Source organism: Bradyrhizobium sp. DOA1, from assembly GCF_001593325.1.
Classification (GTDB): domain Bacteria; phylum Pseudomonadota; class Alphaproteobacteria; order Rhizobiales; family Xanthobacteraceae; genus Bradyrhizobium.
On the sequence record NZ_JXJM01000001.1, the window covers coordinates 4204909 to 4226735 of the forward strand.

Annotated in this window: 21 protein-coding genes; 4 read left to right on the forward strand and 17 right to left on the reverse strand. The window is 64.6% G+C overall.

Translation table 11 applies throughout. The annotated features are described in order from the left end of the window. Positions 1-58: 58 nt before the first annotated feature. The 16 genes from SE91_RS19835 to SE91_RS19910 form a co-directional block, all read right to left on the reverse strand. On the reverse strand, positions 59-937 hold the full coding sequence (locus SE91_RS19835; RefSeq protein ID WP_061848784.1) for an SMP-30/gluconolactonase/LRE family protein: 879 nt from the start codon (positions 935-937) through the stop codon (positions 59-61). After that, a complete protein-coding gene (locus SE91_RS19840) occupies positions 937-2013 on the reverse strand; it encodes an aldose epimerase family protein (RefSeq protein WP_061848785.1) in 1077 nt (358 codons plus the stop codon). The genes SE91_RS19835 and SE91_RS19840 overlap by 1 nt, the downstream gene beginning before the upstream one ends. A gap of 2 nt (positions 2014-2015) precedes the next feature. Then, entirely contained in the window at positions 2016-2942 is a 927-nt protein-coding gene (locus SE91_RS19845; protein WP_061848786.1) for a Gfo/Idh/MocA family protein, read from the reverse strand. Between the two features lie 2 nt (positions 2943-2944). Next, on the reverse strand, positions 2945-3715 hold the full coding sequence (locus SE91_RS19850; protein ID WP_061848787.1) for a FadR/GntR family transcriptional regulator: 771 nt from the start codon (positions 3713-3715) through the stop codon (positions 2945-2947). Then, complete coding sequence (yjfF, locus tag SE91_RS19855; RefSeq protein ID WP_061848788.1) at positions 3712-4692, reverse strand: galactofuranose ABC transporter, permease protein YjfF; 981 nt, start codon at positions 4690-4692, stop codon at positions 3712-3714. The genes SE91_RS19850 and yjfF overlap by 4 nt, the downstream gene beginning before the upstream one ends. After that, positions 4689-5681 (reverse strand): ABC transporter permease, encoded by a 993-nt coding sequence (locus SE91_RS19860; RefSeq protein ID WP_061848789.1) that lies wholly within the window; start codon positions 5679-5681, stop codon positions 4689-4691. Before SE91_RS19860 ends, yjfF begins: the two co-directional genes overlap by 4 nt. Next, entirely contained in the window at positions 5678-7222 is a 1545-nt protein-coding gene (locus tag SE91_RS19865; protein ID WP_061848790.1) for a sugar ABC transporter ATP-binding protein, read from the reverse strand. Before SE91_RS19865 ends, SE91_RS19860 begins: the two co-directional genes overlap by 4 nt. 112 nt (positions 7223-7334) lie before the next feature. Then, positions 7335-8300, reverse strand: a complete 966-nt coding sequence (ytfQ, locus tag SE91_RS19870) for a galactofuranose ABC transporter, galactofuranose-binding protein YtfQ (RefSeq protein WP_061848791.1) — start codon at positions 8298-8300, stop codon at positions 7335-7337. A gap of 362 nt (positions 8301-8662) precedes the next feature. Then, positions 8663-9835, reverse strand: coding sequence for a fumarylacetoacetate hydrolase family protein (locus SE91_RS19875; protein ID WP_061848792.1), 1173 nt, complete (start codon positions 9833-9835; stop codon positions 8663-8665). 107 nt (positions 9836-9942) lie between these two features. Further along, complete coding sequence (locus SE91_RS19880) at positions 9943-11001, reverse strand: YeiH family protein (protein WP_061848793.1); 1059 nt, start codon at positions 10999-11001, stop codon at positions 9943-9945. A gap of 111 nt (positions 11002-11112) precedes the next feature. Continuing rightward, positions 11113-11331: a hypothetical protein gene (locus tag SE91_RS19885; RefSeq protein ID WP_008554103.1), complete on the reverse strand. Its 219-nt coding sequence runs from the start codon at positions 11329-11331 to the stop codon at positions 11113-11115. Positions 11332-11494: 163 nt separating this feature from the next. Beyond that, positions 11495-12208, reverse strand: coding sequence for an ABC transporter ATP-binding protein (locus tag SE91_RS19890; RefSeq protein ID WP_061848794.1), 714 nt, complete (start codon positions 12206-12208; stop codon positions 11495-11497). After that, a complete protein-coding gene (locus SE91_RS19895) occupies positions 12205-12960 on the reverse strand; it encodes an ABC transporter ATP-binding protein (RefSeq protein WP_061848795.1) in 756 nt (251 codons plus the stop codon). Before SE91_RS19895 ends, SE91_RS19890 begins: the two co-directional genes overlap by 4 nt. A 2-nt stretch (positions 12961-12962) precedes the next feature. Next, entirely contained in the window at positions 12963-13982 is a 1020-nt protein-coding gene (locus tag SE91_RS19900; protein ID WP_060735606.1) for a branched-chain amino acid ABC transporter permease, read from the reverse strand. Next, entirely contained in the window at positions 13979-14881 is a 903-nt protein-coding gene (locus SE91_RS19905) for a branched-chain amino acid ABC transporter permease (RefSeq protein ID WP_008554084.1), read from the reverse strand. Before SE91_RS19905 ends, SE91_RS19900 begins: the two co-directional genes overlap by 4 nt. Before the next feature lie 87 nt (positions 14882-14968). Beyond that, the gene (locus SE91_RS19910) at positions 14969-16228 is read right to left on the reverse strand and encodes an ABC transporter substrate-binding protein (protein WP_061848796.1); all 1260 of its coding nucleotides are present in this window, start codon (positions 16226-16228) and stop codon (positions 14969-14971) included. A 168-nt stretch (positions 16229-16396) separates the two neighbouring features. Between SE91_RS19910 and SE91_RS19915 the strand changes: the two genes are divergently transcribed. The 4 genes from SE91_RS19915 (at position 16397) to SE91_RS19930 (ending at position 21224) form a co-directional block, all read left to right on the forward strand. Continuing rightward, entirely contained in the window at positions 16397-17890 is a 1494-nt protein-coding gene (locus tag SE91_RS19915) for an AMP-binding protein (RefSeq protein WP_061848797.1), read from the forward strand. Then, positions 17887-18528, forward strand: coding sequence for a TetR/AcrR family transcriptional regulator (locus SE91_RS19920; RefSeq protein WP_061848798.1), 642 nt, complete (start codon positions 17887-17889; stop codon positions 18526-18528). Before SE91_RS19915 ends, SE91_RS19920 begins: the two co-directional genes overlap by 4 nt. After that, the gene (locus SE91_RS19925; RefSeq protein ID WP_061848799.1) at positions 18525-20435 is read left to right on the forward strand and encodes a flavin-containing monooxygenase; all 1911 of its coding nucleotides are present in this window, start codon (positions 18525-18527) and stop codon (positions 20433-20435) included. The genes SE91_RS19920 and SE91_RS19925 overlap by 4 nt, the downstream gene beginning before the upstream one ends. Before the next feature lie 153 nt (positions 20436-20588). After that, positions 20589-21224, forward strand: coding sequence for a 2-hydroxychromene-2-carboxylate isomerase (locus SE91_RS19930; protein ID WP_061851218.1), 636 nt, complete (start codon positions 20589-20591; stop codon positions 21222-21224). A 3-nt stretch (positions 21225-21227) separates the two neighbouring features. On the opposite strand, the gene SE91_RS19935 is transcribed toward SE91_RS19930, so the two are convergent. Further along, the coding region (locus SE91_RS19935; protein ID WP_197489489.1) for an alanine dehydrogenase at positions 21228-21827 on the reverse strand (600 nt) is incomplete at its 5' end.

A 21827-nucleotide genomic window follows, 5' to 3' on the forward strand; every position in this document is an offset into this window, starting at 1 on the left:
GGGTGTCAGACTGTTCTTCGTTTCGGCGAGGACGTAGACTCGGATTAGTTCGGATCTCCTATGCGAGCTTGACGTCAGGCTCGGCGCGACCGCGCGCGGAAGCCTCCAGCAGAAAGGTTTGGCCTGCTTGCGGATCCGAGGCGCGCGCTGCTGCGTCCATGTCCTGCCATGCGGACGTGACGAGGAGGCTCGACAGATCCGGACCGACAAACGCGGGACAGCTCGCTTGCTTGGCTGGCACGCCGAGTGAGCGCAGGCGCTCGCCTTGGGGAGAGTAGACGTCGATGCGGCTTGCACCCCAGCACGCGTTCCAGATCTGCCCGTCGGCATCGCACACCGAGCCGTCGAGACCGCCGATGCCGGTGTGACGCAGCAGCACTTCGGGCTCGCCACGCGGCAGGCCGGTCGCGGGGTTGAGCGGGACCCTGTAGAGCACGGCGCGCGCACTATCGGCGAAATAGCCGATCGCACCGTCCGGCGAAAAGCAGATCGAGTTCGGAATGCTGATGCGGGGGAACAGCAGGGAGATCTTGCCGCGATGAAACGCATAGATTGCGCCTGCCCCGGGCTCCGCCTTGCGGCCCATGGTGCCGATCCAGAACGTGCCGGATTGATGCACCCGCGCGTCATTGGAACGCGTCGTGGGATTGTCGGCTTCGAGCGGACAGAGCAGCGTCATGACGCCGTCGGCGAGCTTGCGGACATAGAGGCCGTCCTCGGCGACGATCAAGTGCCGCTCCGCATCGATGCGCCCGAGCGCACTCGCCATCCGGCCGAGCGTATGGACGCGGATGCTGCCGCTGCCCAGCTGCGCCTCGAACAGCAGCCCTTCGCGGATGTCGAACCACCAGGCGGTATCGGTGGTCGCGTCATAGGTCGGCCCCTCGCCGAGATGGCAAGGATGGTCCGAGAGGACAGACGTGGGCACCTGCTCCATCATGGCGACCTCACCGAAAAGCGATACACGGTGTGATGACGATAGATCTCGCCGGGTGCGAGCCGAGGGCTCGGGAAGTCCGGCCGGTTCGGCGCGTCAGGCCAGATGTGCGGCTCCAGGCAAATCGCATCCGATTGCCGGATGAGCTTGCCGCCCTTCCCTGAAATCGTGCCATCGAGATAGTTGCCGGAATAGACCTGAAGGCCGGGCTGATTGGTGAACAGTTCCATGATGCGCCCCGAGCGTGGCGCCTCCAGCCGCGCTGCGAACGCGAGCTTGTCGTCACGGCCCAAGCAATAGGTGTGGTCGTAGCCCCTGCCGTTCTGCAATTGCTGATCGCTCTCGCGGATCCGTGCGCCGACTGCTCGCGCATCGCGAAAATCGAACGGTGTGCCGGCCACGCTGCGCGGCGGCTCCGGCAACGGAATGGCGGTGGGATCGATCGCAAGGAAATGCTCGGCGGCGACGGTCAGCTTGTGATCGAGGACGGGCGTGCCGGCGGTCGCGCCTTCCAAATTGAAGAAGCTGTGGTTGGTGAGGTTGACGATGGTCGGACGGTCCGTGCGGGCCTCCATGGTGAGCGACAGTTCGGTCGGTCCCGTGACGCGGTAAGTCAGGCCCACGTCGAGCCGGCCGGGATAATTTTCCTCGCCATGCGGACTGACATAAGTGAGCGTCACCGCGGGCTCGGCGCCCTCGTCGATCTCCGCAAGCTCCCAGAGCTTGCGGTCGAAGCCGTCGAGGCCGCCATGCAGCGCATTGGGGCCGTTGTTGACGGCAAGCTGCACCGTCTCGCCGTCGAGCGAAAACTGCCCCTTGGCGATACGATTGGCGTAGCGGCCGACGGTGGCGCCGAAGAACTTTCGCTCAGTGAGGTAGCCGGCGAATGCGTCATGGCCGAGCACGACATCATCATGGCCACCATTGGCGTCGGGCGCGATCAACGCTTGCAGCACCGCGCCATGGGTGATGATGCGTGCTTCGAAGCCGCTCTCCCCACGCAGCACGATGCGCTCGACCTTGCGGCCGTCGGGCAACGTTCCAAAAGCGTCTTTTGTGATCCTTGATGCGGCCATGGTCAGTCCAAGAATGGTTCGACGACGCTGCGCTTGGCGAGCAGGAAGGCGTCGGCGACGAGGCGAAGCGGCGCCAGATCGACGTCACTCGCGCCGGTGGCGGCGAGCGCGATGAAGCGCCGGTAGAGGCCGCGATATTCCTCATCAGGCGCTTCGGCAAGCACCTTGCCGTCGATCACCATGCGCGCCCCTCCGTTCGACAGGGTCATCCGGCCCTGGTCGGTTTCCACCACGATATCCCAGCTCTGAGGTCCCGTCTGGCGAAAGTCGAATTCGGCGCTGATCGGGAGGCCTCCGATGTCCGTCAGGGTCAGGTTCGCGGCGATCGGCGCCTGACAATTGGCGGGAAAGGCCAGCTCGGCCGCGGTGACGAACACGGGTCGCGGCAGGATACGGGTGAGGATCGACAGCGCGTTGATGCCGGGGTCGAGCACGCCGAGGCCACCCGGCTCCCAGATCCAGCCCTGCCCGGGATGCCAGACGCGGACGTCCTCCTTCCAGCTGATATGCACGGAGGCGATGCGGCGCCCGGCGAGCCATTGCCGTGCCGGCTCGACCGCGGGCGCGTAGCGGGAATGCCAGGTCGCAAACAGCGTGCGCTTCGCATCTGCCGCCATGGCGATCAGCGGATCGAGCTCGGCGACGCCGGTGCCCGGCGGCTTCTCCAGCATGACATGCTTGCCGGCGGCCAGCGCCGCAGCAGCCTGGCCGCGGCGAACCTGCGGCGGCGTGCAGAGCGAGACCGCGTCGATCGGCGGCCCCTTCTCCAGCAATTCCTCGATGGTCGCAAAATGCGGCAGTCCCGGCAGCGAGGCGTTGCGGCTGGCGATCGCCGCGAGCGTCGCGCCCGGCGTCGCGGCGATGGCGCCGACATGCTGGTCGCGCGCGATCTTGCCGAAGCCGACGATGGCGATGCGAAGATCTGTCACGACTATTCTCCAGTATCGACTGACGGCAACGCCTCGGCCTGGGCGTTCTCGATGACCGTGCCCTCGTGGCGGCTCATGCCATTGTGAATGACGTAGACCATCGCCTCTGACGCAGCTTCCGCATCGCCCGCCGCAATGGCGTCGACGATGTTCTGGTGCCAGAGCAGCACGGTGTCACGGTCCTCCGGCTCGACCGGGGCGCTGAGCAGGAACGAGGCGCGCAGCGCAGCCTCGATGACATGCCCGATCGAGCGCATGAACAGATTGCCGGAGGCGCGCGCCACCGCAACATGGAGCGCGAGGTCGGCGTCGGCAAAGCCGACGGAATCGGAAGCTTCAAGACGCATCCGGTCCATGCAGCGGCGAAGCTCGACGAGATCTTCCTCCGATCGCTGCGCCGCCGCAAGCATCGCGGCGCGCGGCTCGACAGCCAGACGTATCTCGGCGAGGTCGTTGAGGAAGCGCTTGTCGATGCCGGCGTCCAGATGCCAGGCCAGCACGTCGGCGTCGAACATGTTCCAGGCGCCACGCTCGCGCACCACGGTGCCGACCCGCGCCTTGGTGGTGAGCAGGCCCTTGGCGACCAGCGTCTTCACGCTCTCCCGCAGCACCGGGCGCGACACGCCGAACATCGCGATCATCTCGGCATCGCCCGGCAGCCGCGTCCCCTCCGCGTAGCGCCCGGCGATGATGTCGACGCCGATCGAGCGGGCCACTTCGGCGTGGTTGGAATGAGCCCGCCGCGTCGGGATGACGACGATGCGCGAGGTCATGAGGCTGCTCCTGCACTCGCCTTCACCGGCCGGCGCGCCAGCCCGACCAGCCCCTGCTGCAAGGCGATGAAGGCGAACAGCAGAACACCGGTCGCGATCTTGGTCCACCAGCTCGACAATGTACCGTCAAAATTGATGTAGGTCTGGATCAGGCCCTGGATCAGGACACCGAGGAAGGTGCCGATCACCGAGCCCTGTCCACCCGTCAGCAGCGTGCCGCCGATCACGACGGCCGCGATGGTGTCGAGCTCGACGCCGACGGCGGAGAGCGAGTAGCCCGCGCTCGTGTAGAAGGAAAAGACAATGCCCGCGATGCCGGCGAGCAGGCTCGATAGCATGTAGATCTTCACCGTCATCTTGCCGACGGCAACGCCCATCAGGCTCGCGGTCGCCCGGCTGCCGCCGAGCGCGTAGACGTTGGCGCCGAACCTGGTGAGCTGCAGCAGCAGGGCGCCGCCAATCACGATCACCAGCATGATGATCGCGATCGCCGTCAGCCGCCCGCCGCCGGGCATGCGCAGTGCGAAATCCGACACGGTGGAATAGACCGGCGCGGTGATCGGCACCGATTCCGTCGAGAGCAGGAAGCTCGCACCGCGCGACAGGAACATGCCGGCCAACGTGACGATGAAGGGCGGCAGGTCGAAGACGTGGATCACGGCGCCCATCGCAGCCCCGAACCCTGCCGAGAGCACGAGGACGGCGGCGAAGGCGGCCAGCGGCGGCACGCCCCAGCGCTCGATCGCCAACGCCACGAAGACAGTGGTGAATCCGATCACCGATCCGACCGACAGATCGATGCCGCCTGAGATGATGACGAAAGTCATGCCGGTCGCGACAATACCGAGAAAGGCATTGTCGGTGAGGAGATTTCCGATCACGCGGGTCGAGGCCATGTTGGGGAATTGCACTGCGCAGAGCGCAAAGCCCGCGACGAGCACGATCGCCGTGATGAGGACGGGCGGCAGGCCTTTCATGGTTTCGCCCTCCGCAGCCGTGCCGCGATTCCGGCAATGCCGGACAGTTTCGGCGATTGCAGCAGCAGCACCGCGAGCACCACCACCGCCTTGACCAGCAGATTGAATTCCGGCGGATAGCCCGACAGCAGGATGCCGGTGTTCATGGTCTGGATGATCAACGCGCCGAGTACGGCCAGAACGAGGCTGAAGCGGCCGCCGAACAGCGAAGTGCCGCCGATCACCACGGCGAGAATGGCGTCGAGCTCGAGCCAGAGGCCGGCATTGTTGGCATCGGCTCCCATGATGTCGGCGGCTGCGATGACGCCGGCGAGCGCGGCGCAGACCCCGCACCAGACATAAACGGCCAGGATCATGGCGCGGGTGCCGACGCCGGCAAGCTCGCTTGCCCGCGCATTGCCGCCGGTCGCCTCGATCAGGAGCCCGAGCGCCGAGCCCCGCACCACCGCGCCGGTGAGGATCAGCATGCCGAGCGCGATGGCGACCGGCACCGGCAGACCGAGCACCGCGCCATTGCCCAGCCAGACCAGATCCGGTGAGGAGAAGGTGACGATGCGTCCCTCGGTGATGAGCTGGGCGATGCCGCGTCCCGCCACCATCAGAATCAGCGTTGCCACGATCGGCTGCATGCCGAGCACGGCGACGAGAAAGCCGTTCCAGAGGCCGCAGACGAGTCCGGCACCCAGCGCGGCGGCCAGCACCACCGGCAGGCCATGGCTATCGGCAAGGCTCGCCGCGATCGCGCCAGAGATCGCCATGACCGCGCCGACCGACAGGTCGATGCCTCGCGTCGCGATGACCAGCACCATGCCGAGCGAGAGCAGCGCCACCGGCGTGCCGCGATTGAGCACGTCGATCAGGCTGCCGAACAGCCGGCCGTCCTGGAGGCGGAGGTCGAAGAATTGCGGTGACACTGCGCGGTCGACCGCGAGGATGACGATCAGCGCGAGGATCTGGGGAAGGCCGCGGCGCGGCAACAACGCCGTCATGTGTGGGCCTCAAGCGCGACAGCTACGCTATCGGCGGCGATGGCGGCGAGAATGTTACCGACGTCGATCGCCTCGCCCGCGAGCTCCTCGACATGGGCGCGGTCACGCAGCACCACGACGCGATCCGAATAGGTCACGATCTCGTCGAGCTCGGAAGATATCACGAGCAGTGCGAGACCGTCGTCGCAGAGCTCCCGGATAAGGCGGATGATCTCGGCATGCGCGCCGACGTCGATGCCGCGGGTCGGCTCGTCCAGCACCAGGAGCCGCGGCGAGGTCGCAAGCCAGCGCGCCAGCAGCACTTTCTGCTGATTGCCGCCGGAGAGCAGGCCTACGGGCCGTTCCGGATCGGGCGGGCGGATGTCGAGCATCTTGACATAGCGGCTTGCGATCTCGTCCTGCTCGCGTCGCGACAATGGCCGATGCAGGCCGCGCTTGGCCTGGAGCGCGAGCACGATGTTCTCGCGCACGCTGAGCTCGGCGACGATGCCGTCGGTCTTGCGTTCCTCCGGGCAATAGCCGAAACCGTGGCGTACGCCGTCGCGCGGCGACTGCAGCCGCACAGCCGCGCCCTCCACCCTCGCCTGCCCGCGATCGGCGCGTTCGGCGCCGAACACAAGCCGCGCCGTCTCGGTGCGCCCTGAACCGAGCAGGCCGGCAAGGCCGACCACCTCGCCATGGCGCAGCTCGAGATTGAAGGGCGCGACATAGCCGGCCTTGCCGTAACCCTCGAAGCTCGCGCAGACCTCGCGCGCCTTGGGTTCGGTGGCCGCAGCCCGCGCGCTGGTGGTCTCGGCCAGCTCGCGGCCAAGCATCATCCGGATCAGCTCGAGTCGCGGCAGCGAAGCCGTCTCGCGCTCGCCGACCAGGCGGCCGTTGCGTAACACCGTGATGCGGTCGGAGATCTCGTAGACCTGATCGAGGAAATGGCTGACGAAGACGATGCCGATGCCGCGCTTCGCGAGCTGGCGCATGATGCCGAAGAGGATCTCGACCTCGTGGCGGTCGAGGCTCGCGGTCGGCTCGTCCAGGATCAGCACGCGTGCGGAGAGATCGACTGCCCGCGCGATCGCAGTGACGTGCTGGATGGCGACCGAATAGTTGCCGAGCGGTGCGGTAACGTCGATGTCGAGCCCGAAATCGGCAAGCAGCGCCTTGGCGCGACGCCGCATCTCGCCCTCGCGCACGATGCCGAAGCGCATCGGCTGGCGGTCGAGGAAGAGGTTCTGCACCACCGAGAGGTTCGGCAGCAGATTGACCTCCTGGTAGACCGTGGCGATGCCGGATTGAAGCGCAGCCTTGGTCGAACGCGGCGCAATCTCTTCACCGCTGATCCTGACGATACCGGCGTCGCGCGGAAACACGCCGGTGATCACCTTGATCAGCGTGGACTTGCCGGCGCCGTTCTCGCCGAGCAGCGCATGGATCTCACCCGCGCGCAACGTGAAGTCGGCCTCCTGCAACGCGCGCACGGCACCAAAGCTCTTGCTGATCCCGCGCACCTCCAGCAGCGGCAAAGCAGGATCGAGGCTGTTCTCCATGGCAACGTCACTCCACCGGTGTCCGTCGAGGCGGACACCCAGCCTAGCGGTTAATGCAACCGCTTCGAAGGGTGCGCCGGACCACTAGGGGCGATCCGGCGCGGTAACCGCCTCAGTAACCGAGGCCCTTCTTGCTGTCGTAGATCTTCTGCGGATCGTCGGCGGCGGTGTAGAGCTTGGACTCGGTCTGGATCCATTTCGGCGGAACCGTGCCCTTGGTCTTGAAGGCTGCAATGGCATCGAGCGCGGGGCCGGCCATGTTCGGCGTCAGCTCGACCGTCGCGTTGGCCTCGCCGGCGGCCATCGCCTTGAAGATGTCGGGGACCGCGTCGATCGAGACGGTCAGGATCTCCTTGCCCGGCTTGAGGCCGGCTTCCTTCATCGCCTGGATCGCGCCCACCATCATGTCGTCGTTGTGGGCGTAGACGGCGCAGATGGACTTGCCGCCGCCTTCGGCCTTGATGAAGCTTTCCATCACCTCCTTGCCCTTGGCGCGGGTGAAGTCGCCGGTTTGGCTGCGCACCACCTTCAGGTTCGGATGCTTGGCGATGGCGGTGTCGAAGCCCTTCTTGCGGTTGGCGGCGACGCTGGCGCCGACCGTGCCCTGCAGTTCGACGATGTTGCAGGCCTTCGTCCCGACAGTTTTGGCGAGCCAGTCGCCGGCAACGGCGCCTTCGTGCACGCTGTCGGAGGTGACGGCGGTGAGATAGAGATCCTTGCCGGAGGGATCAATGTCGCGGTCGAGCAGCACGACCGGAATCTTGGCCTCCTTGGCTTCCTTCAACACCGAATCCCAACCGGTCGAAACGACGGGCGCAAGGAAGATCGCATCGACGTTCTGCGCGATGAAGGAGCGGATCGCCTTGATTTGGTTCTCCTGCTTCTGCTGCGCGTCGGCGATCTTGAGGTTGACCTTGCGCTTGGCAGCTTCCTGCTTGGAGACCGAGGTCTCGGCGGCGCGCCAGCCGGATTCCGATCCGATCTGCGAGAAGCCGATGGTGAGCTCGGCCGCATTGGCCGGCAGCGCGAGCAACAACGCCGCCGTGGCGCTGGCCGCAAAGAGAACTTTCAGGGTCATCAGGCGTGTCTCCCAAGATGTTTATCCGGAGCGCCGATTGGTAGCATGGCACCCGCAGGCCAGCCTTTGGGGCGGCGGGAGGCACTATTTCACGGAAGTTCGGTTCCGACTAGTCATATTATTTGACTATTTGGAGGGGGACCTGGCGACGCGGCAGCGCGCGGTTCTACGACACGCTCAGAGCGATTTTGTTCCAGGGATGCAACGAGGAGATGAGGAGTTTCATGCGGCTGGGTGGGGCCACAGATCGTCATGGCCGGGCTTGTCCCGGCCATCCACGCCTTGCTTAGTTGCCCCAACAGAACTTGGATGCCCGGGACAGGCCCGGGCATGACGGCCGTAGATGAGGGAGAGGCGAAGCGCTAGATCAATTTCCGCTGCGCCAGGTTGTTCATCAGCGCGCCGATGCCGAACGTCCAGGGCTCGCACTCGTCACTGGTGCGCATGCGGTTGATCAGCTTGCCGAGCTGCGGCGCTGAGATCGTGACGATGTCGTCGCGCTTGTGAGTGAAGCCCTGCCCCGGCGCCTCGCGATCCTTCACGGGGGCGAACATGGTACCAAGGAAGAGTACGAAACCGTCAGGGTATTGGTGGATCTTGCCAATGGTCTGCGCCACGAGATCGGTCGGATCGCGGCTGATCTTGCTGATGGAGGAATGGCCGTCGAGGACGAAACCGTCGGCGCCCTTCACATTGAGACTGATGTCCAGCTTGCGCGCGTGGTCGAGCGTGAATGTGTCGTCGAACAGGCGCAGCAGCGGGCCGATCGCGCAGGAGGCGTTGTTGTCCTTGGCTTTCGACAGCAGCAGCGCCGAGCGTCCCTCGAAGTCGCGCAGGTTCACGTCGTTGCCGAGCGCGCCGCCGACGATCTTGCCGCGGCTCGAGACGAACAGCACGAACTCGGGCTCGGGATTGTTCCAGGTCGACTTCGGATGCAGGCCGGCGTCCATGCCAGTGCCGACCGAGGACATGGTCGGTGCCTTGGTGAAGACCTCGGCATCGGGGCCGATGCCGACTTCAAGATACTGGCTCCAGGCGTTCTGATCGATCAGCACCTGCTTCAGGTGCATCGCCTGGTCCGAGCCCGGCTTGAGCTTCGACAGATCGTCGCCGATCAGCCGTGTCACCTCTTTGCGGATCGCCTCGGCCGAGGCCGGATTGCCCTTGGCCCGCTCCTCGATGACGCGCTCCAGCATCGAGATGGCGAAGGTGACGCCGGCGGCCTTCAGCGTCTGGAGGTCGACGGGCGCGAGCAGCCACGGCTTTTTCGGGTCGCGCCCATCGGGCGCCGTGTTGGTGACGATCGCCTCGAGATCGCCGATGCGCTCGCCCTTGGTCGAGCTGAGGGCCTTGGCGGGATTGTCTTCCTCGCAGAGCGCGCTGATGGTCGGAAACTTCGCGGTGACGTCAAAAACGCCATCGTCTCGCACAGCAACGACGGCCGGACCGTTCACCTGCGGCAGCCAGACGCGGCCGGCCAACGTTCCCCGCGTTCCGTCCTCGGGGAGAAGGTCTTTCACCGTCAATGTGGTCATGGCTGGCGTTCTCGCTGTTTTCGGACCGGCCACGTGAACGATGGCCGGTCACATTGGCGAAGACCAATAAACGTCTGGCTCCGGATGTCCAGAGCAGCGGCGCCCTCCTACTTGAACCAATGCACCAGCGCGATGCTGATGCCCAGCAGCAGCATCAGCGACAGCGTCACGGCGGCGGTCACACGGCCGCCAACATTGGCAAGCACCCGCACATCCACACCCAGGCCCAGCGCGGCCATCGACACCACGGTGAGAAAGCCCGTGATCTTCGTGACCGGCCCGACCACCGTGGCGGGCACGATTTCGAGGGAGCGCAGGGTCGCAAGCGCGAGGAAGCCGAGGATGAACCACGGGACCAGTCGAAAGAATCCGACATTGGTCTTCTTGGCATCGCTCTGCCAGCGTGAGGCAACCAGCGACAGGCCGACGACGACGGGGCCGAGCATCAGGACGCGCATCAGCTTGACGAGCGTGCCGATCTGCGTCGAGACAAGCCCGGCGGGCACAGTCGCGGCCAGCACCTGCGGCACAGCGTAGACGGTGAGACCCGCCAGGATCCCGTACTGCGTCGCGGATAACTGCAACAGCGGAATCAACAGCGGCAGGCCCAGCACCATCATCACGCCGAGAATCGCGGTGAAGGAGATTGAAGACGCGATTTCGTCGTTGTTGGCGCCGATGATCGGAGCCACGGCCGCAATTGCGGAATTGCCGCAGATCGAGTTGCCGCAGGCGATCAGGATCGACAAGCGCGTCGACAGCCCCAACATCCGACTGAGGCCGAAGGATACGCCGAGCGCGATCACGACGACGGCAGCGATCGAGGCCAGCAGCGCAATGCCTGAGGCCGCGATCGCGGCGAAGCTGATCGAGGCCCCCAGAAGCATGACGGCGACTTCGAGGAGCTGCTTTGCGCTGAAGGCGATCCCGGCCTGCCAGCGCGGCGCCGGTTTCCAGAAGCTGCGCAAGGCCATGCCGAGCAGGATCGCCATGACCAGCGCCTCGACATAGGGATGCTCGAACATGCCCAGTTCGGCCCGCTCCAGCAGGGCCGAGACACCGGCGACCAGAACGCAAAGGAGGATGCCGGGAATCAGCGCCGCAATACGGCTCGCGGCTGAGGCCGGCTTGTCGTCGGCCGGGCTGGATGCTTGATTCTGCGACACAAATCTCTCCCAGAGGGGAAAGATTTATACGCAGCAAGGCCCGAGAGGGGAATAAGTTTTCGACATATCAGGCCCGAGAGAAGTCCTATCCTCAGCCTGGAATAATCGGCCTTAGAAGATGAGGCTCTTGGCGAGCGAAGCGACCCGGCTGAAGCCGTCATAGATGCCGGGCTCGAAGAAGGCGGCGCGGGCAAGCACGATACCCGCGACCAACGACCAGAACAGCGTGGTGCCACTCCGCAGCAGGAGCTTTGAGGCGCGCGACTTCGGCTGGGTGTCCGTTGCGGACACCAACTGCTCGCCGAAGGGCTCAAATCCGGTGCGTTCCATGGCTGCGCCAATCCATCAAATCCTGACAGAATGTCGTCGTTTCCGGCTCAAACGGCAATGGAAGGGATTGGCGTTTTTCCCCCTCGGAGGGAAATCTTCTTCCGTCGTGCAACCTCGGGACAACAGTTTTCCTCCTCCGGCCACGCGGACACCGGGACGGAGGCTACAGGGCCAGATATCGCCGTCGGATCGCGTCGTTGGCCTTCAGCTCGTCGATTCCGGCGGCATAGACGATCTGGCCCTTGTCGATGACGGTGGCATGGCTCGCCAAGCCCAGGCAGAAATGCATGTTCTGCTCGGCGATCAACACGGTCGAACCGAGCGAACGGAGCTGCCGCAGAAGCTCGCCGATCCGTTGCACGATGATCGGTGCGAGACCCTCGCTCGGCTCATCCAGCAACAGCAGTGCGGGGTTTCCCATCAGCGTGCGCGCGATGGCGAGCATCTGCTGCTCGCCGCCGGACAGGCGCCCGGCGATACGGTGGCGCAGCGGCTCCAGCAGCGGAAAAACCTCGTAGATGCGCTTGATCGGCCATTCGTCTTGGCCTTCGGGCCCCTTCTTCTTCCCGATGACGAGATTGTCCTCCACCGTGTGCTCCGGAAAGACCTGCCGGTCCTCCGGCACGAAGCCGAGGCCGGCGCGCGCAATCGTGTGCGGCTTCCGGCCGGAGATGACCGCGCCGCGCAGACTGACCCTGCCCCGCCGCGGCGGCGCCAGTCCCATGATCGCTTTCATGGTCGTCGACTTGCCCGCGCCATTGCGCCCGAGCAGCGCCATGGTCTCGCCCTGCCGCACCGACAGGCCGACGCCGAACAGGATCTGGCTGGTGCCGTAATAGACGTCGAGATCGGCAACTTCGATGACGACCCCGCTCATGCGGCAGCTCCCGCGTGTTCGGTGCCGAGATAGGCCTCGATCACAGCGCTGTTGTTGCGGATCTCGTCGGGCGTGCCGGTCGCGAGGATACGCCCATAGCAGAGCACGACGATCTTCGGGGCGATCTTGAACACGATATCCATGTCGTGCTCGATGAAGACGACGGTGATCTTCTGGGTCTCCCAGAGCTCGCGCACCTTGTCGATCATGCGCCAGCGTTCCTCCGGGCCCATGCCGGCGGTGGGTTCGTCCAGCAGCAACACTTTTGGTTCGAGCACTAGCGCGAGCGCGATGTCGAGCAGCTTCTGGTCGCCATGCGAGAGCGTCGCGGCGGTGCGATTGCGCTTGCCGGCGAGCCCCAGCAGCTCCATCACATGCTCGGCGCGCTCGCGCGTCTCTAGCAATGGAAAGCGCTTGTGCAGCACCGCCGACGAGCGCTGGTCGGCGCTGACGGCAGCGAGCATCGTCTCCTGCACCGTCAGCGACTTGAAGATGCTGGCGACCTGGAAGGCGCGGCCGATGCCGTGACGCACGATCTCCGGCGGCGAGCGGCCGGCGAGATCGACGCCGTCGAGCAGCACCTGGCCGGAATCCGGCTTCAACGCGCCGGTGATCAGGTTGAAGAAGGTGCTCTTGCCTGCGCCGTTCGGGCCGATCACCGCGGTGAGCGAGCCGTCGGGAAAGTCGAGCGAGACGTCGTTGGTCGCCTTCACGCCGCCGAAGGATTTTGCGAGATTGCGTATCTCCAGCATGGCTAGCGTCCCTCGCCTGCGTCGCGCCGATGCGCAACCCATTCGGCGACGAAATCCAGGAGGCCCTTGCGCAGGCCCAGCGCGAAGAACAGGATGACCACCCCGAGCACGATGCCATGATACTCGGTGAAACGCGTCACGGTGTCGTTGAGCAAAAGCAGCAGCACGGTGCCCACCATCGGCCCCAGGAAGGTCGAGACGCCGCCGAGCATGTTGATGAAGATGCCCTCACCCGAGATCGTCCAATAGGCGAATTCCGGATAGGCGCCTGAGACGAACAGCGCCATCACCATGCCGCCCATCGACGCGAACAAGGCCGCCAGCACGAACACGGTGAGCTTTGCGCGCCAGACGTCGATGCCGAGAAAGCTCGCGCGCGCCGCGTTGTCGCGGATCATGCGCAGCGTGTAGCCGAACGGCGATTGTGCGATCTGGCGCATCGCGAGTAGGCCGAGGACGAGAAGCGCGCAGCTCGCGACATAGAGATGGACGTGGTTGGTGAGGTCGATGCCGAGAAACACGGGGCGCGGAATGCCACCGCGCAGGCCCTGGTCGCCTCCGGTGAAAGAGGCCCAGGACAGGATCGTCGAATGGATCAGCATCTGGAAAGCCAGCGTGACGAAGGCGAAATAGATCTCCTTCAGCCGCACGCAGATCGCACCGATGATGGCGGCGACCACCGTCGTGATCGCCAGCGTCGCGATGAAGGCGACGGGAATCGGCACGCTCAGTTTCTGCATGATCAGGCCGAAGCCATACGCGCCGAGGCCAAAGAACATGCCGTGGCCGAAAGAGGTCAGGCCGGTGTAGCCGACGAGCAAATTGAGCGAAGTCGCAAACAGCCCGTAGGCCGAGCAGCGGATGACGAAATCGAGCAGCGCCTTGCTGCCTGACAAGAGCGGCAGGCTCGCCAGCACGGCGAAGGCGATCAGCGCAATCAGGACATCGCGGTAGCGTCCAAGCGCCGGGCCGCTACGCACCGGCACCAGCGTCTGCGCGCGTCCGGCCTCCAGCTCCGTCATGCCGCCTCCTTGCCGAACAGGCCGGTGGGTTTGGAGACCAGCACGATCACCATGAACAGATACATCAGCCCTTCCACGAACAGGGGAAAGCCTTGCGAGCCGAACGACCTGATGAGACCGAGCAGCAGCGCGCCGATCAGCGCCCCCAGGATCGAGCCCATGCCGCCGATCACGGTGACGATGAAGGATTCGATCAGCACCGAGAATCCCATCCCCGGGGTAAGCGAGCGCACGGGCGCGGCCAGCGCGCCTGCAAGGCCGGCCAGCATGCCGCCGAGCGCGAACACGCCGCCATAGATCAGACCAGTGTTGATGCCGAGCGCCGAGACCATGCCGGGATTGTGCGCGGCGGCGCGGATGACCTTGCCGATACGGCTGCGCGCCAGGCCAAGGCCGAGCACGATGGCCGCGACTAGCGCCACAGCGATCAGCAAAAGATAATAGGGCGGCACGACGCCTCCGCCGATGAACAGCGGCATCACCTGAAACGCGGACGGCATGCCCATGGACTTGAATTCCGGTCCCCAGATCATGCGCACGACATCGTCAAAGATCAGCACGAAGGCGTAGCAGACGAGGACCTGCATCAACACGTCCGCGCCGTAGACGCGGCTCATGAAGACGCGCTCGAAGACCAGGCCGAGAATGGCGGTGCCCGCCGCGCCCGCCAGCATCGCCAGCGCGAAGCTGCCGGTGAGCTGATAGGCCGTCATCGCAAAATAGGCACCGAACATGTAAAAGGCGCCGTGGCTGAAATTGACCACCTTGAGCACGCCGAAGATCAGCGTCAGCCCGACCGCGACGAGAAACAGAAGCATGCCGATGATGAGGCCGCTGGTGGTCTGCGTCACCAGACAGGCGGAGCTGGAGAGGCAGCCGGCAAGCGCATCGAGATCCACGGGAGCACTTTCATTGCAGCGCGCCTGAAACGACGCGGAAAACGAACGAAGGCGGAGACGGTCGCCCGTCTCCGCCGACACGTCGGTTCAGGTGTAGCCCTTGCTCTTCTTCCACTCGGCCTCGAGTTCGAAGATGGTCTTCCAATCGCCGGCCTTGACCTCGGGCACGTAAGGCTCCTGCGGGATCGTGGTGCCCCAGCCGATGGCGTAGCCAACCAGCGTGTGGTCGTCGCCGCGCATGGTCACGGTGCCGTCGGCGCCGAACGGGCACTTGATGGTGAGGCCCTTCAAAACTTCCGCGATCTTCTTGCCGTCGGCCGAATTCGCCTTCTTGGCGGCTTCGGCCAGGAACATCACCGCCGTCGCGTTCTGCCACGACCAGTTAGTGGGATATTCGTTGTACTTCGCCCTGTAGGCATCACCCCAGGCAGCGTTCTCCGGCGTGGTCGGAAAGGTCTTGATGTACCGATTGCCGGAGTGGATGCCCTTGGGCAGATTCTTCACCACGGTGAGCGCGGTGTAGTCGGCCATGTTGACCGCGAACACCTCCATCTGGCTGAACATCGCGTAGATGTTGGCCTGGTCGATGTAGGAGGTGAGATCGCCGCCCCACAGACAGGAGTACAGCGCCTGCGGCTTGGCCTGAAGAATCTTCGTCACCACCTCGGTGTAGTCAGCCTGGAACAGCTTTGGCCAGGACTCGCTGATGATTTCGACGTCGGGCGCGAAGCGCTTCAGGTACAGTGTGAACTCGCCGGTGGTGTCGCGGCCATAGGCATAGTCCGGCGAACAGGTCGCCCACTTCTTCAAGCCCTTGGCCTTGGCGATCGAGGCGGCGTAGCTGCCGCCGACGATGGAATCGTGGATGCCCTGCCGCACGCAGCGGAACGCATTCGGGATGTGCTGCTTCGGATCGGCGGTCAGCGAGGAGGCTTCCGAGCAGGTGTGGATGCAGAGCACGCCGAGATCGCGCGCGACCTCGTGCACTGCGAACGATCCCGAGGACGCCTCGCCGTCGAGCAGCAGCTCGCAGCCGTCGGTGTTGACGAGTTCGCGCGCGACGCGGGCGGCCTCCTGCGGCTGCCCCTTGGAGTCGCGGATCACCATCTCGATCTGCCGGCCTGCAAGACCGCCGGCGGCGTTGACCTTCTCGACCTCGAGCATCACGGCATTACGCGAGGACGTGCCGAGTTGCGCAACGCGCCCCGACAAAATCGTCGGCATGCCGATCTTGATCGTCTTGGCCTGCGCCCGTGCCACCCATGGCGCGGCAAACGTCATCGCACCGGCGCCCATGAACGCCAATGTTGAACGGCGGCTGATGCCCGGCGTGCGGGTTCTCGTCATTTTCCCCTCCCTCTTGTGGGTCGGCGTTCCTGATCCCTGCCGGAGATCGTCCGTCTCCGTGTCTCCAAGGATTTCAGAGCAAAGGGGGTGACGTCAAGCCAAAGATGAATTACGAGTCAGAATTCATCAAGGGAGGCATGAGGCCGCCAATCGGCTCAAAACAGCGCTATGATTAACCTCTCGAGCTTCATCGCCTTTCATGCACGGCGTACGCCGGACCGCCCTGCGCTGAAATATCGCGGCGAGGAGATTTCCTACGCGGTCTTCCATGCGCGCGTTCGCCAAGTCGCAGGCTGGCTCGCCGCGCATGGCATCGGCCCAGGCGACGTCGTCGCAGTGCTGATGAAGAACAGCGCGGCGTTCCTGGAGCTCGTGTTCGCGACCAGCCATCTCGGCGCGGTGTTCCTGCCGGTCAATTTCCGGCTCTCGCGCGACGAGGTCAGCTACATCGCCGGCAATGCCGGCGCGCGGATGTTGATTGCCGATGAAGAACTCGCGGCGAATGCAGCGGGCGCGAAGACCATCGTGGTGAATGAAGCTGCGCAACAAAGCATCACCCATCTTGCCGGCGATACGCTGCACGCGCCCATGCATGTGCGCCAGCCATCCGACCTGATGCGGCTGATGTACACCTCGGGCACGACCGACCGCCCCAAGGGCGTGATGCTCACTTACGATAATTTCTACTGGAAGTCGGCCGATCAGACCATCGCGCTCGGTCTCGGTGCGGACACGCGCCTTCTCGTCCTCGGCCCGCTCTATCACGTCGGCGCGCTCGATCTGCCCGGAATCGCTGTGCTCTGGCATGGCGGCTTCATCCGCATCGAACGCAATTTCGAGCCGGAGGCGGCGCTGGCGGCGATCGCCGAAGACAAGCTGAATGCCGCCTGGTTCGCGCCCGTGATGACCACCGCGATGCTGACCTGCCCGACGCGCGACCGCTACGACGTTTCCAGCCTGAAGTGGGCAATCGGTGGCGGCGAGAAGACGCCGGAGCTGCGCATCCGCGCCTTCTCGGAATATTTCCGCAACGCGCGCTATATCGACGCCTACGGCCTCACGGAGACTGTCGGTGGCGATACTTTCATGGAGGCCGGCCGCGAAATTGAGAAGATCGGCTCGACCGGGCGCGCCATTGCCCATGTCGAGATCGAGATCCGCGACGAGGACGGCAAGACGCTGCCGCCGAATGTCAACGGCGAGATCTGCCTGCGCGGCCCGAAGATCACGCGCGGCTATTGGAAGGATCCGGAGAAGACGGCCTCCGCCTTCTTCGGCGACTGGTTCCGCAGCGGCGACGTCGGCTATCTCGACCACGAAGGCTTTCTGTATTTGAGCGACCGCAAGAAGGACATGATCATCTCCGGCGGCGAGAACATCGCATCCTCCGAGGTCGAGCGCGTCATCTACGATCTGCCTGACGTGCGCGAGGTCGCCGTGATCGGGCTGCGCGATCCACGCTGGGGCGAGCGGCCGGTGGCCATCGTCGTGCTCGCCGAAGGTGCCAGCCTCAACCTTGCTGCCCTCACCGAGCACTGCCGCACGCGGCTGGCGAGCTTCAAGGTGCCGAAGCAGCTGATTATCCGTGACAGCCTTCCCCGCAATCCCAGTGGCAAGATCCTGAAGCGCCTGTTGCGCGCCGAGCTGGAGACCTCTGAATGACGCAAGTGAACGCCAAGGTCACAAAGCTCAACCGTGTCGAGCGCAACGCCTGGACCAAGCAGAAGATCTTCGAGGCCGCCACCAAGGTGGTCGGCAAGCATGGCTATGCCGAAGCCTCGGTCGCGCGCATCACCGAGGAAGCCGGCGTCGCGCAGGGCACCTTCTACAATCATTTCGGTAACCGGCAGGAGCTGCTCGATCAGCTCCTGCCCAAGATCGGTCTCGACATGGTCGAGTTCATCCGCGCCCGCACCGGCACCGCGGATGCGGCCCGGCAGGAGATCGCGCGCTTCTCCGCCTTCTTCGATTTCATACGCGAGGTCCCGGAATTCCTGCGCATCCTCAACGAAGCCGAGTTCTTCGCACCCATCGGCTATCAGAAGCATCTCGACAACATCGCGACCGCCTATGTCCGCATCCTGCGCCGGGCTCGCCTTGCCGGCGCCATAGAGGACTACAGCGACGAGGAATTCGAGGCGATCGTTCACATGCTGATGGGCTCGCGCGGCTATCTCAGCCGACGCTACTCCTATTCGGAAGGCGTCGTCACCGCCGTGCCCGATCACGTCATCTCTGCCTATCGCAAGCTGATGACGCGCGGCCTCTTCACTGCATCCGGAGATCAGGACACGCCATGAACATCGCATCTCCACACAAGCCGCTCGATCTCGCCTCCACGATCGCCGAAGGCGACATCCGCTGTCTGCTGATGGTGCTGGTGCATATGACCGGCGACGAGAAGTGGCTCGCGCCGCCCTACCTGCCCAAGCGCGACATTCGCCTCATTCCCGATCCCGAGGCCGGCGTGCCCAGGGACATCCAAGACGAGATCCGCGCTGCGGTCGTCGAACTCTTCGCCAATGGCACGCCGAAGCCCGTCATCACCGATCCCGGCGACGAGCTGCTGCTGAAGATGATGCGCGCGTGTCTCGGCGAGAACGTCGCGCCGGAATATGCCCCCCTGATGCGCGAGGAAATGGGTTTCGTGCCGCGCCAGGCGCGATGGACCGAGCGTCCAGCAGACGACAAGCTTGCCGACCAGCATGTGCTGATCGTCGGCGCCGGCGTCTGTGCCATCGCGCTCGGCGTGGCGCTCGGCCATCTCGGAATTCCCTACACCATCGTCGAGAAGAACGCCGAGCTCGGCGGCACCTGGTGGATCAATCGCTATCCCGGCTGTGGCGTCGACACGCCGAACCATTCCTATTCCTACTCGTTCGGCTCGGGCAACGCATGGACGCGCTATTTCTGCCAGCGCGAGGAGCTGCTCGGCTATCTCCAGAAGGTCGCGGAGGAATACGGCATCCGCAAGCATTTGCGGGTCAACACAGAATTGACCTCGTCGCGCTGGGACGAAGCCAAGCGGCGCTGGATCTCCACCCTCAAGACAAAGGATGGCGAGGAGATTTTCGAATCCACTGCGCTGGTCTCGGCCATCGGCCAGCTCAACGATCCCTCGCGCGCCCATTTCAAAGGCGAGGAAGACTTCAAGGGCACGATCCTGCACTCGGCACTATGGTCCGACGAGATCAATCTCGACGGCAAGCATGTCGCCGTGATCGGCACCGGCGCAACATCGATGCAGCTGGTACCCTCGATCGCCTGCCGCGTGGCCTCCGTCACCGTCTACCAGCGCAGCGCGCAATGGGCGCGGCCGGTGAAGGGCTACGCCGATCCGATCAGCGAGGGCGCGCGCTGGCTGCTGGCGCATCTGCCGTTTTATGTGCAGTGGTATCGCTTCAACATGTTCTGGCGCTACGGCGACGGCCTCCTGCCTTTCCTCCGCAAGGATCCGGCCTGGCCGCATCCGGAGCGCGCCGTCAACAAGGGCAATGACCGGCATCGGCAGGAACTGACCGATTTCATCCTGTCCGAGCTGAAGGATCGGCCCGATCTGATCGAAAAATGCGTGCCGACCTATCCGCCCTACGGCAAGCGCATCCTGCTCGACAACAACTGGTTCAAGACGCTGACCCGACAAAATGTCGAATTGGTCACCGATGCGATCGATCATTTCGACGAGAGCGGCATCGTCACCGCCGACGGCAAGCACCGGCCCGCCGATATCATCGTGGTCGCAACCGGCTTCAAGGTCACGGAGATGGCAGCGCGCCTGAACATCCGTGGCCGCGACGACAAGGATTTGCGTGAGGCTTGGGCCAACGACAATCCAACTGCGTATCTCGGCCTCACCGTGCCGGGCTTTCCGAACTTCTTCTGCATGCTCGGGCCGAATTCAGGCCCTGCCCATGGCGGCAGCGTCATCTTCCAGTCGGAGTGCCAGAGCCGCTACATCTCGGCTTGCCTCGCCGACATGATCGAGCACGACGTCGCCGCCATCGACGTCCGTCAGGACGTGCTCGATGATTACGTCCGCAAGGTCGATGCCGAGCACGAGGCGATGATCTGGACCCACCCGGGCATGAGCACCTACTACCGCAATGCGAGCGGCCGGGTGTTTTCGGCGATGCCGTGGCGGTTCGTGGATTACTGGCGCATGACGCATGATCCGGATATGGGGCAGTACCGGCTTACGAAGGGGTAACCTCTTGCCACATCGTCATTGCGAGCGCGGCGAAGCAATCCTGAATCTTTCCGCAGTGAGACGCTGGATTGCTTCGCTGCGCTCGCAATGACGGAATTCGCGAGTTAACTTCCCGCCCGCCAAGGAGTGCCACACGTCCAAAGGGAGCCGACCGTGCCCAAGCCAATCGTGCGCGTCTACACCGACTACAAGAGCCCCTACGCATTCGTCGCGAATAAGCGTCTGTTCACGCTCCAAGAGACACACGGCGTCGAGATCGAATGGCTGCCTTACACGCTGCGTGTCGCGGAATTCATGGGGACGGTTGAGGAGCGCACACCGCATTTCTGGCGCAAAGTGCGCTACGCCTATATGGACGCGCGCCGCCATGCCAATGCGCAGGGGCTCATCATGAAAGGGCCGCGACGGATCTACGACGCCTTCTATTCCAGCGTCGGCATGCTGTTCGCACAACGGCATGGCTTCTTCCGCCCCTACCATGACACGGTATTCCGAAAATTCTGGAGCCATGAGCTGGAGATCGACGATCTCGCCGCAATCACGGATGTCATCACATCATGCGGCGGCTCGGCCAGCGAGTTCGAGGCCTACGTGCACGGCCCTGCACGCGCCGAACATGACCGCATCATCTTTGATGCCGAAGCGCTCGGCGTGTTCGGCGTGCCCACCATGGTGTTCAACGGCGAGCTGTTCTGGGGCGGCGATCGCATCGACATGCTGATCGAGCGGATCGAGAGACCTGAGACGATCGAGGCCGCGCTCGGCAGTCGTCATCGCAAGCCGGCATAAGCGCTAGGCCGCCAGCCCGCTCTCCACCGGAGCGAACTCCAGGCCCAGGCTTTCCGCCACCGCCTTGTTCGTGATCCGGCCGCGATGCACGTTGAGGCCGTTGCGCAAGTGAGGATTTTCCAGCACCGCGGCAAAGCCCTTGTTCGCGAGCATCAGGCCGAACGGCAGCGTCGCGTTGTTGAGCGCTTGGCTCGACGTCACCGGCACCGCGCCAGGCATGTTGGCGACGCAATAATGCACGACGCCTTCGACCTCATAGGTCGGCTCGGTGTGCGTGGTCGGATGCGAGGTCTCGAAGCAGCCGCCCTGGTCGATGGCGACGTCGACCAGCACCGCGCCCGGCCGCATCGACTTCAACATCGCGCGCGTGACCAGCTTCGGGGCGCTCGCGCCCGGCACCAGCACAGCGCCGATCACGACGTCGGCGGCGAACACCTCCTCCTCGACCGACTCGATCGTCGAGAAGCGGGTGCGCACCCTTCCGACAAAGAGATCGTCCAGCTGGCGCAGACGTGGAATCGAGCGATCGATCACCGTGACTTCAGCGCCGAGGCCTGCGGCCATGCGCGCCGCCTGCGTTCCCACCACGCCGCCGCCGAGCAC

Excerpts from the sequence above, each read along its gene's own strand:
- SE91_RS19835 (WP_061848784.1), bottom strand. The coding sequence starts at position 937 with ATGGAGCAGGTGCCCACGTCTGTCCTCTCGGACCATCCTTGCCATCTC.
- SE91_RS19840 (WP_061848785.1), bottom strand. The coding sequence starts at position 2,013 with ATGGCCGCATCAAGGATCACAAAAGACGCTTTTGGAACGTTGCCCGAC.
- SE91_RS19850 (WP_061848787.1), bottom strand. The coding sequence starts at position 3,715 with ATGACCTCGCGCATCGTCGTCATCCCGACGCGGCGGGCTCATTCCAAC.
- yjfF (WP_061848788.1), bottom strand. The coding sequence starts at position 4,692 with ATGAAAGGCCTGCCGCCCGTCCTCATCACGGCGATCGTGCTCGTCGCG.
- SE91_RS19860 (WP_061848789.1), bottom strand. The coding sequence starts at position 5,681 with ATGACGGCGTTGTTGCCGCGCCGCGGCCTTCCCCAGATCCTCGCGCTG.
- SE91_RS19865 (WP_061848790.1), bottom strand. The coding sequence starts at position 7,222 with ATGGAGAACAGCCTCGATCCTGCTTTGCCGCTGCTGGAGGTGCGCGGG.
- ytfQ (WP_061848791.1), bottom strand. The coding sequence starts at position 8,300 with ATGACCCTGAAAGTTCTCTTTGCGGCCAGCGCCACGGCGGCGTTGTTG.
- SE91_RS19875 (WP_061848792.1), bottom strand. The coding sequence starts at position 9,835 with ATGACCACATTGACGGTGAAAGACCTTCTCCCCGAGGACGGAACGCGG.
- SE91_RS19885 (WP_008554103.1), bottom strand. The coding sequence starts at position 11,331 with ATGGAACGCACCGGATTTGAGCCCTTCGGCGAGCAGTTGGTGTCCGCA.
- SE91_RS19890 (WP_061848794.1), bottom strand. The coding sequence starts at position 12,208 with ATGAGCGGGGTCGTCATCGAAGTTGCCGATCTCGACGTCTATTACGGC.
- SE91_RS19895 (WP_061848795.1), bottom strand. The coding sequence starts at position 12,960 with ATGCTGGAGATACGCAATCTCGCAAAATCCTTCGGCGGCGTGAAGGCG.
- SE91_RS19900 (WP_060735606.1), bottom strand. The coding sequence starts at position 13,982 with ATGACGGAGCTGGAGGCCGGACGCGCGCAGACGCTGGTGCCGGTGCGT.
- SE91_RS19910 (WP_061848796.1), bottom strand. The coding sequence starts at position 16,228 with ATGACGAGAACCCGCACGCCGGGCATCAGCCGCCGTTCAACATTGGCG.
- SE91_RS19915 (WP_061848797.1), top strand. The coding sequence starts at position 16,397 with ATGATTAACCTCTCGAGCTTCATCGCCTTTCATGCACGGCGTACGCCG.
- SE91_RS19920 (WP_061848798.1), top strand. The coding sequence starts at position 17,887 with ATGACGCAAGTGAACGCCAAGGTCACAAAGCTCAACCGTGTCGAGCGC.
- SE91_RS19925 (WP_061848799.1), top strand. The coding sequence starts at position 18,525 with ATGAACATCGCATCTCCACACAAGCCGCTCGATCTCGCCTCCACGATC.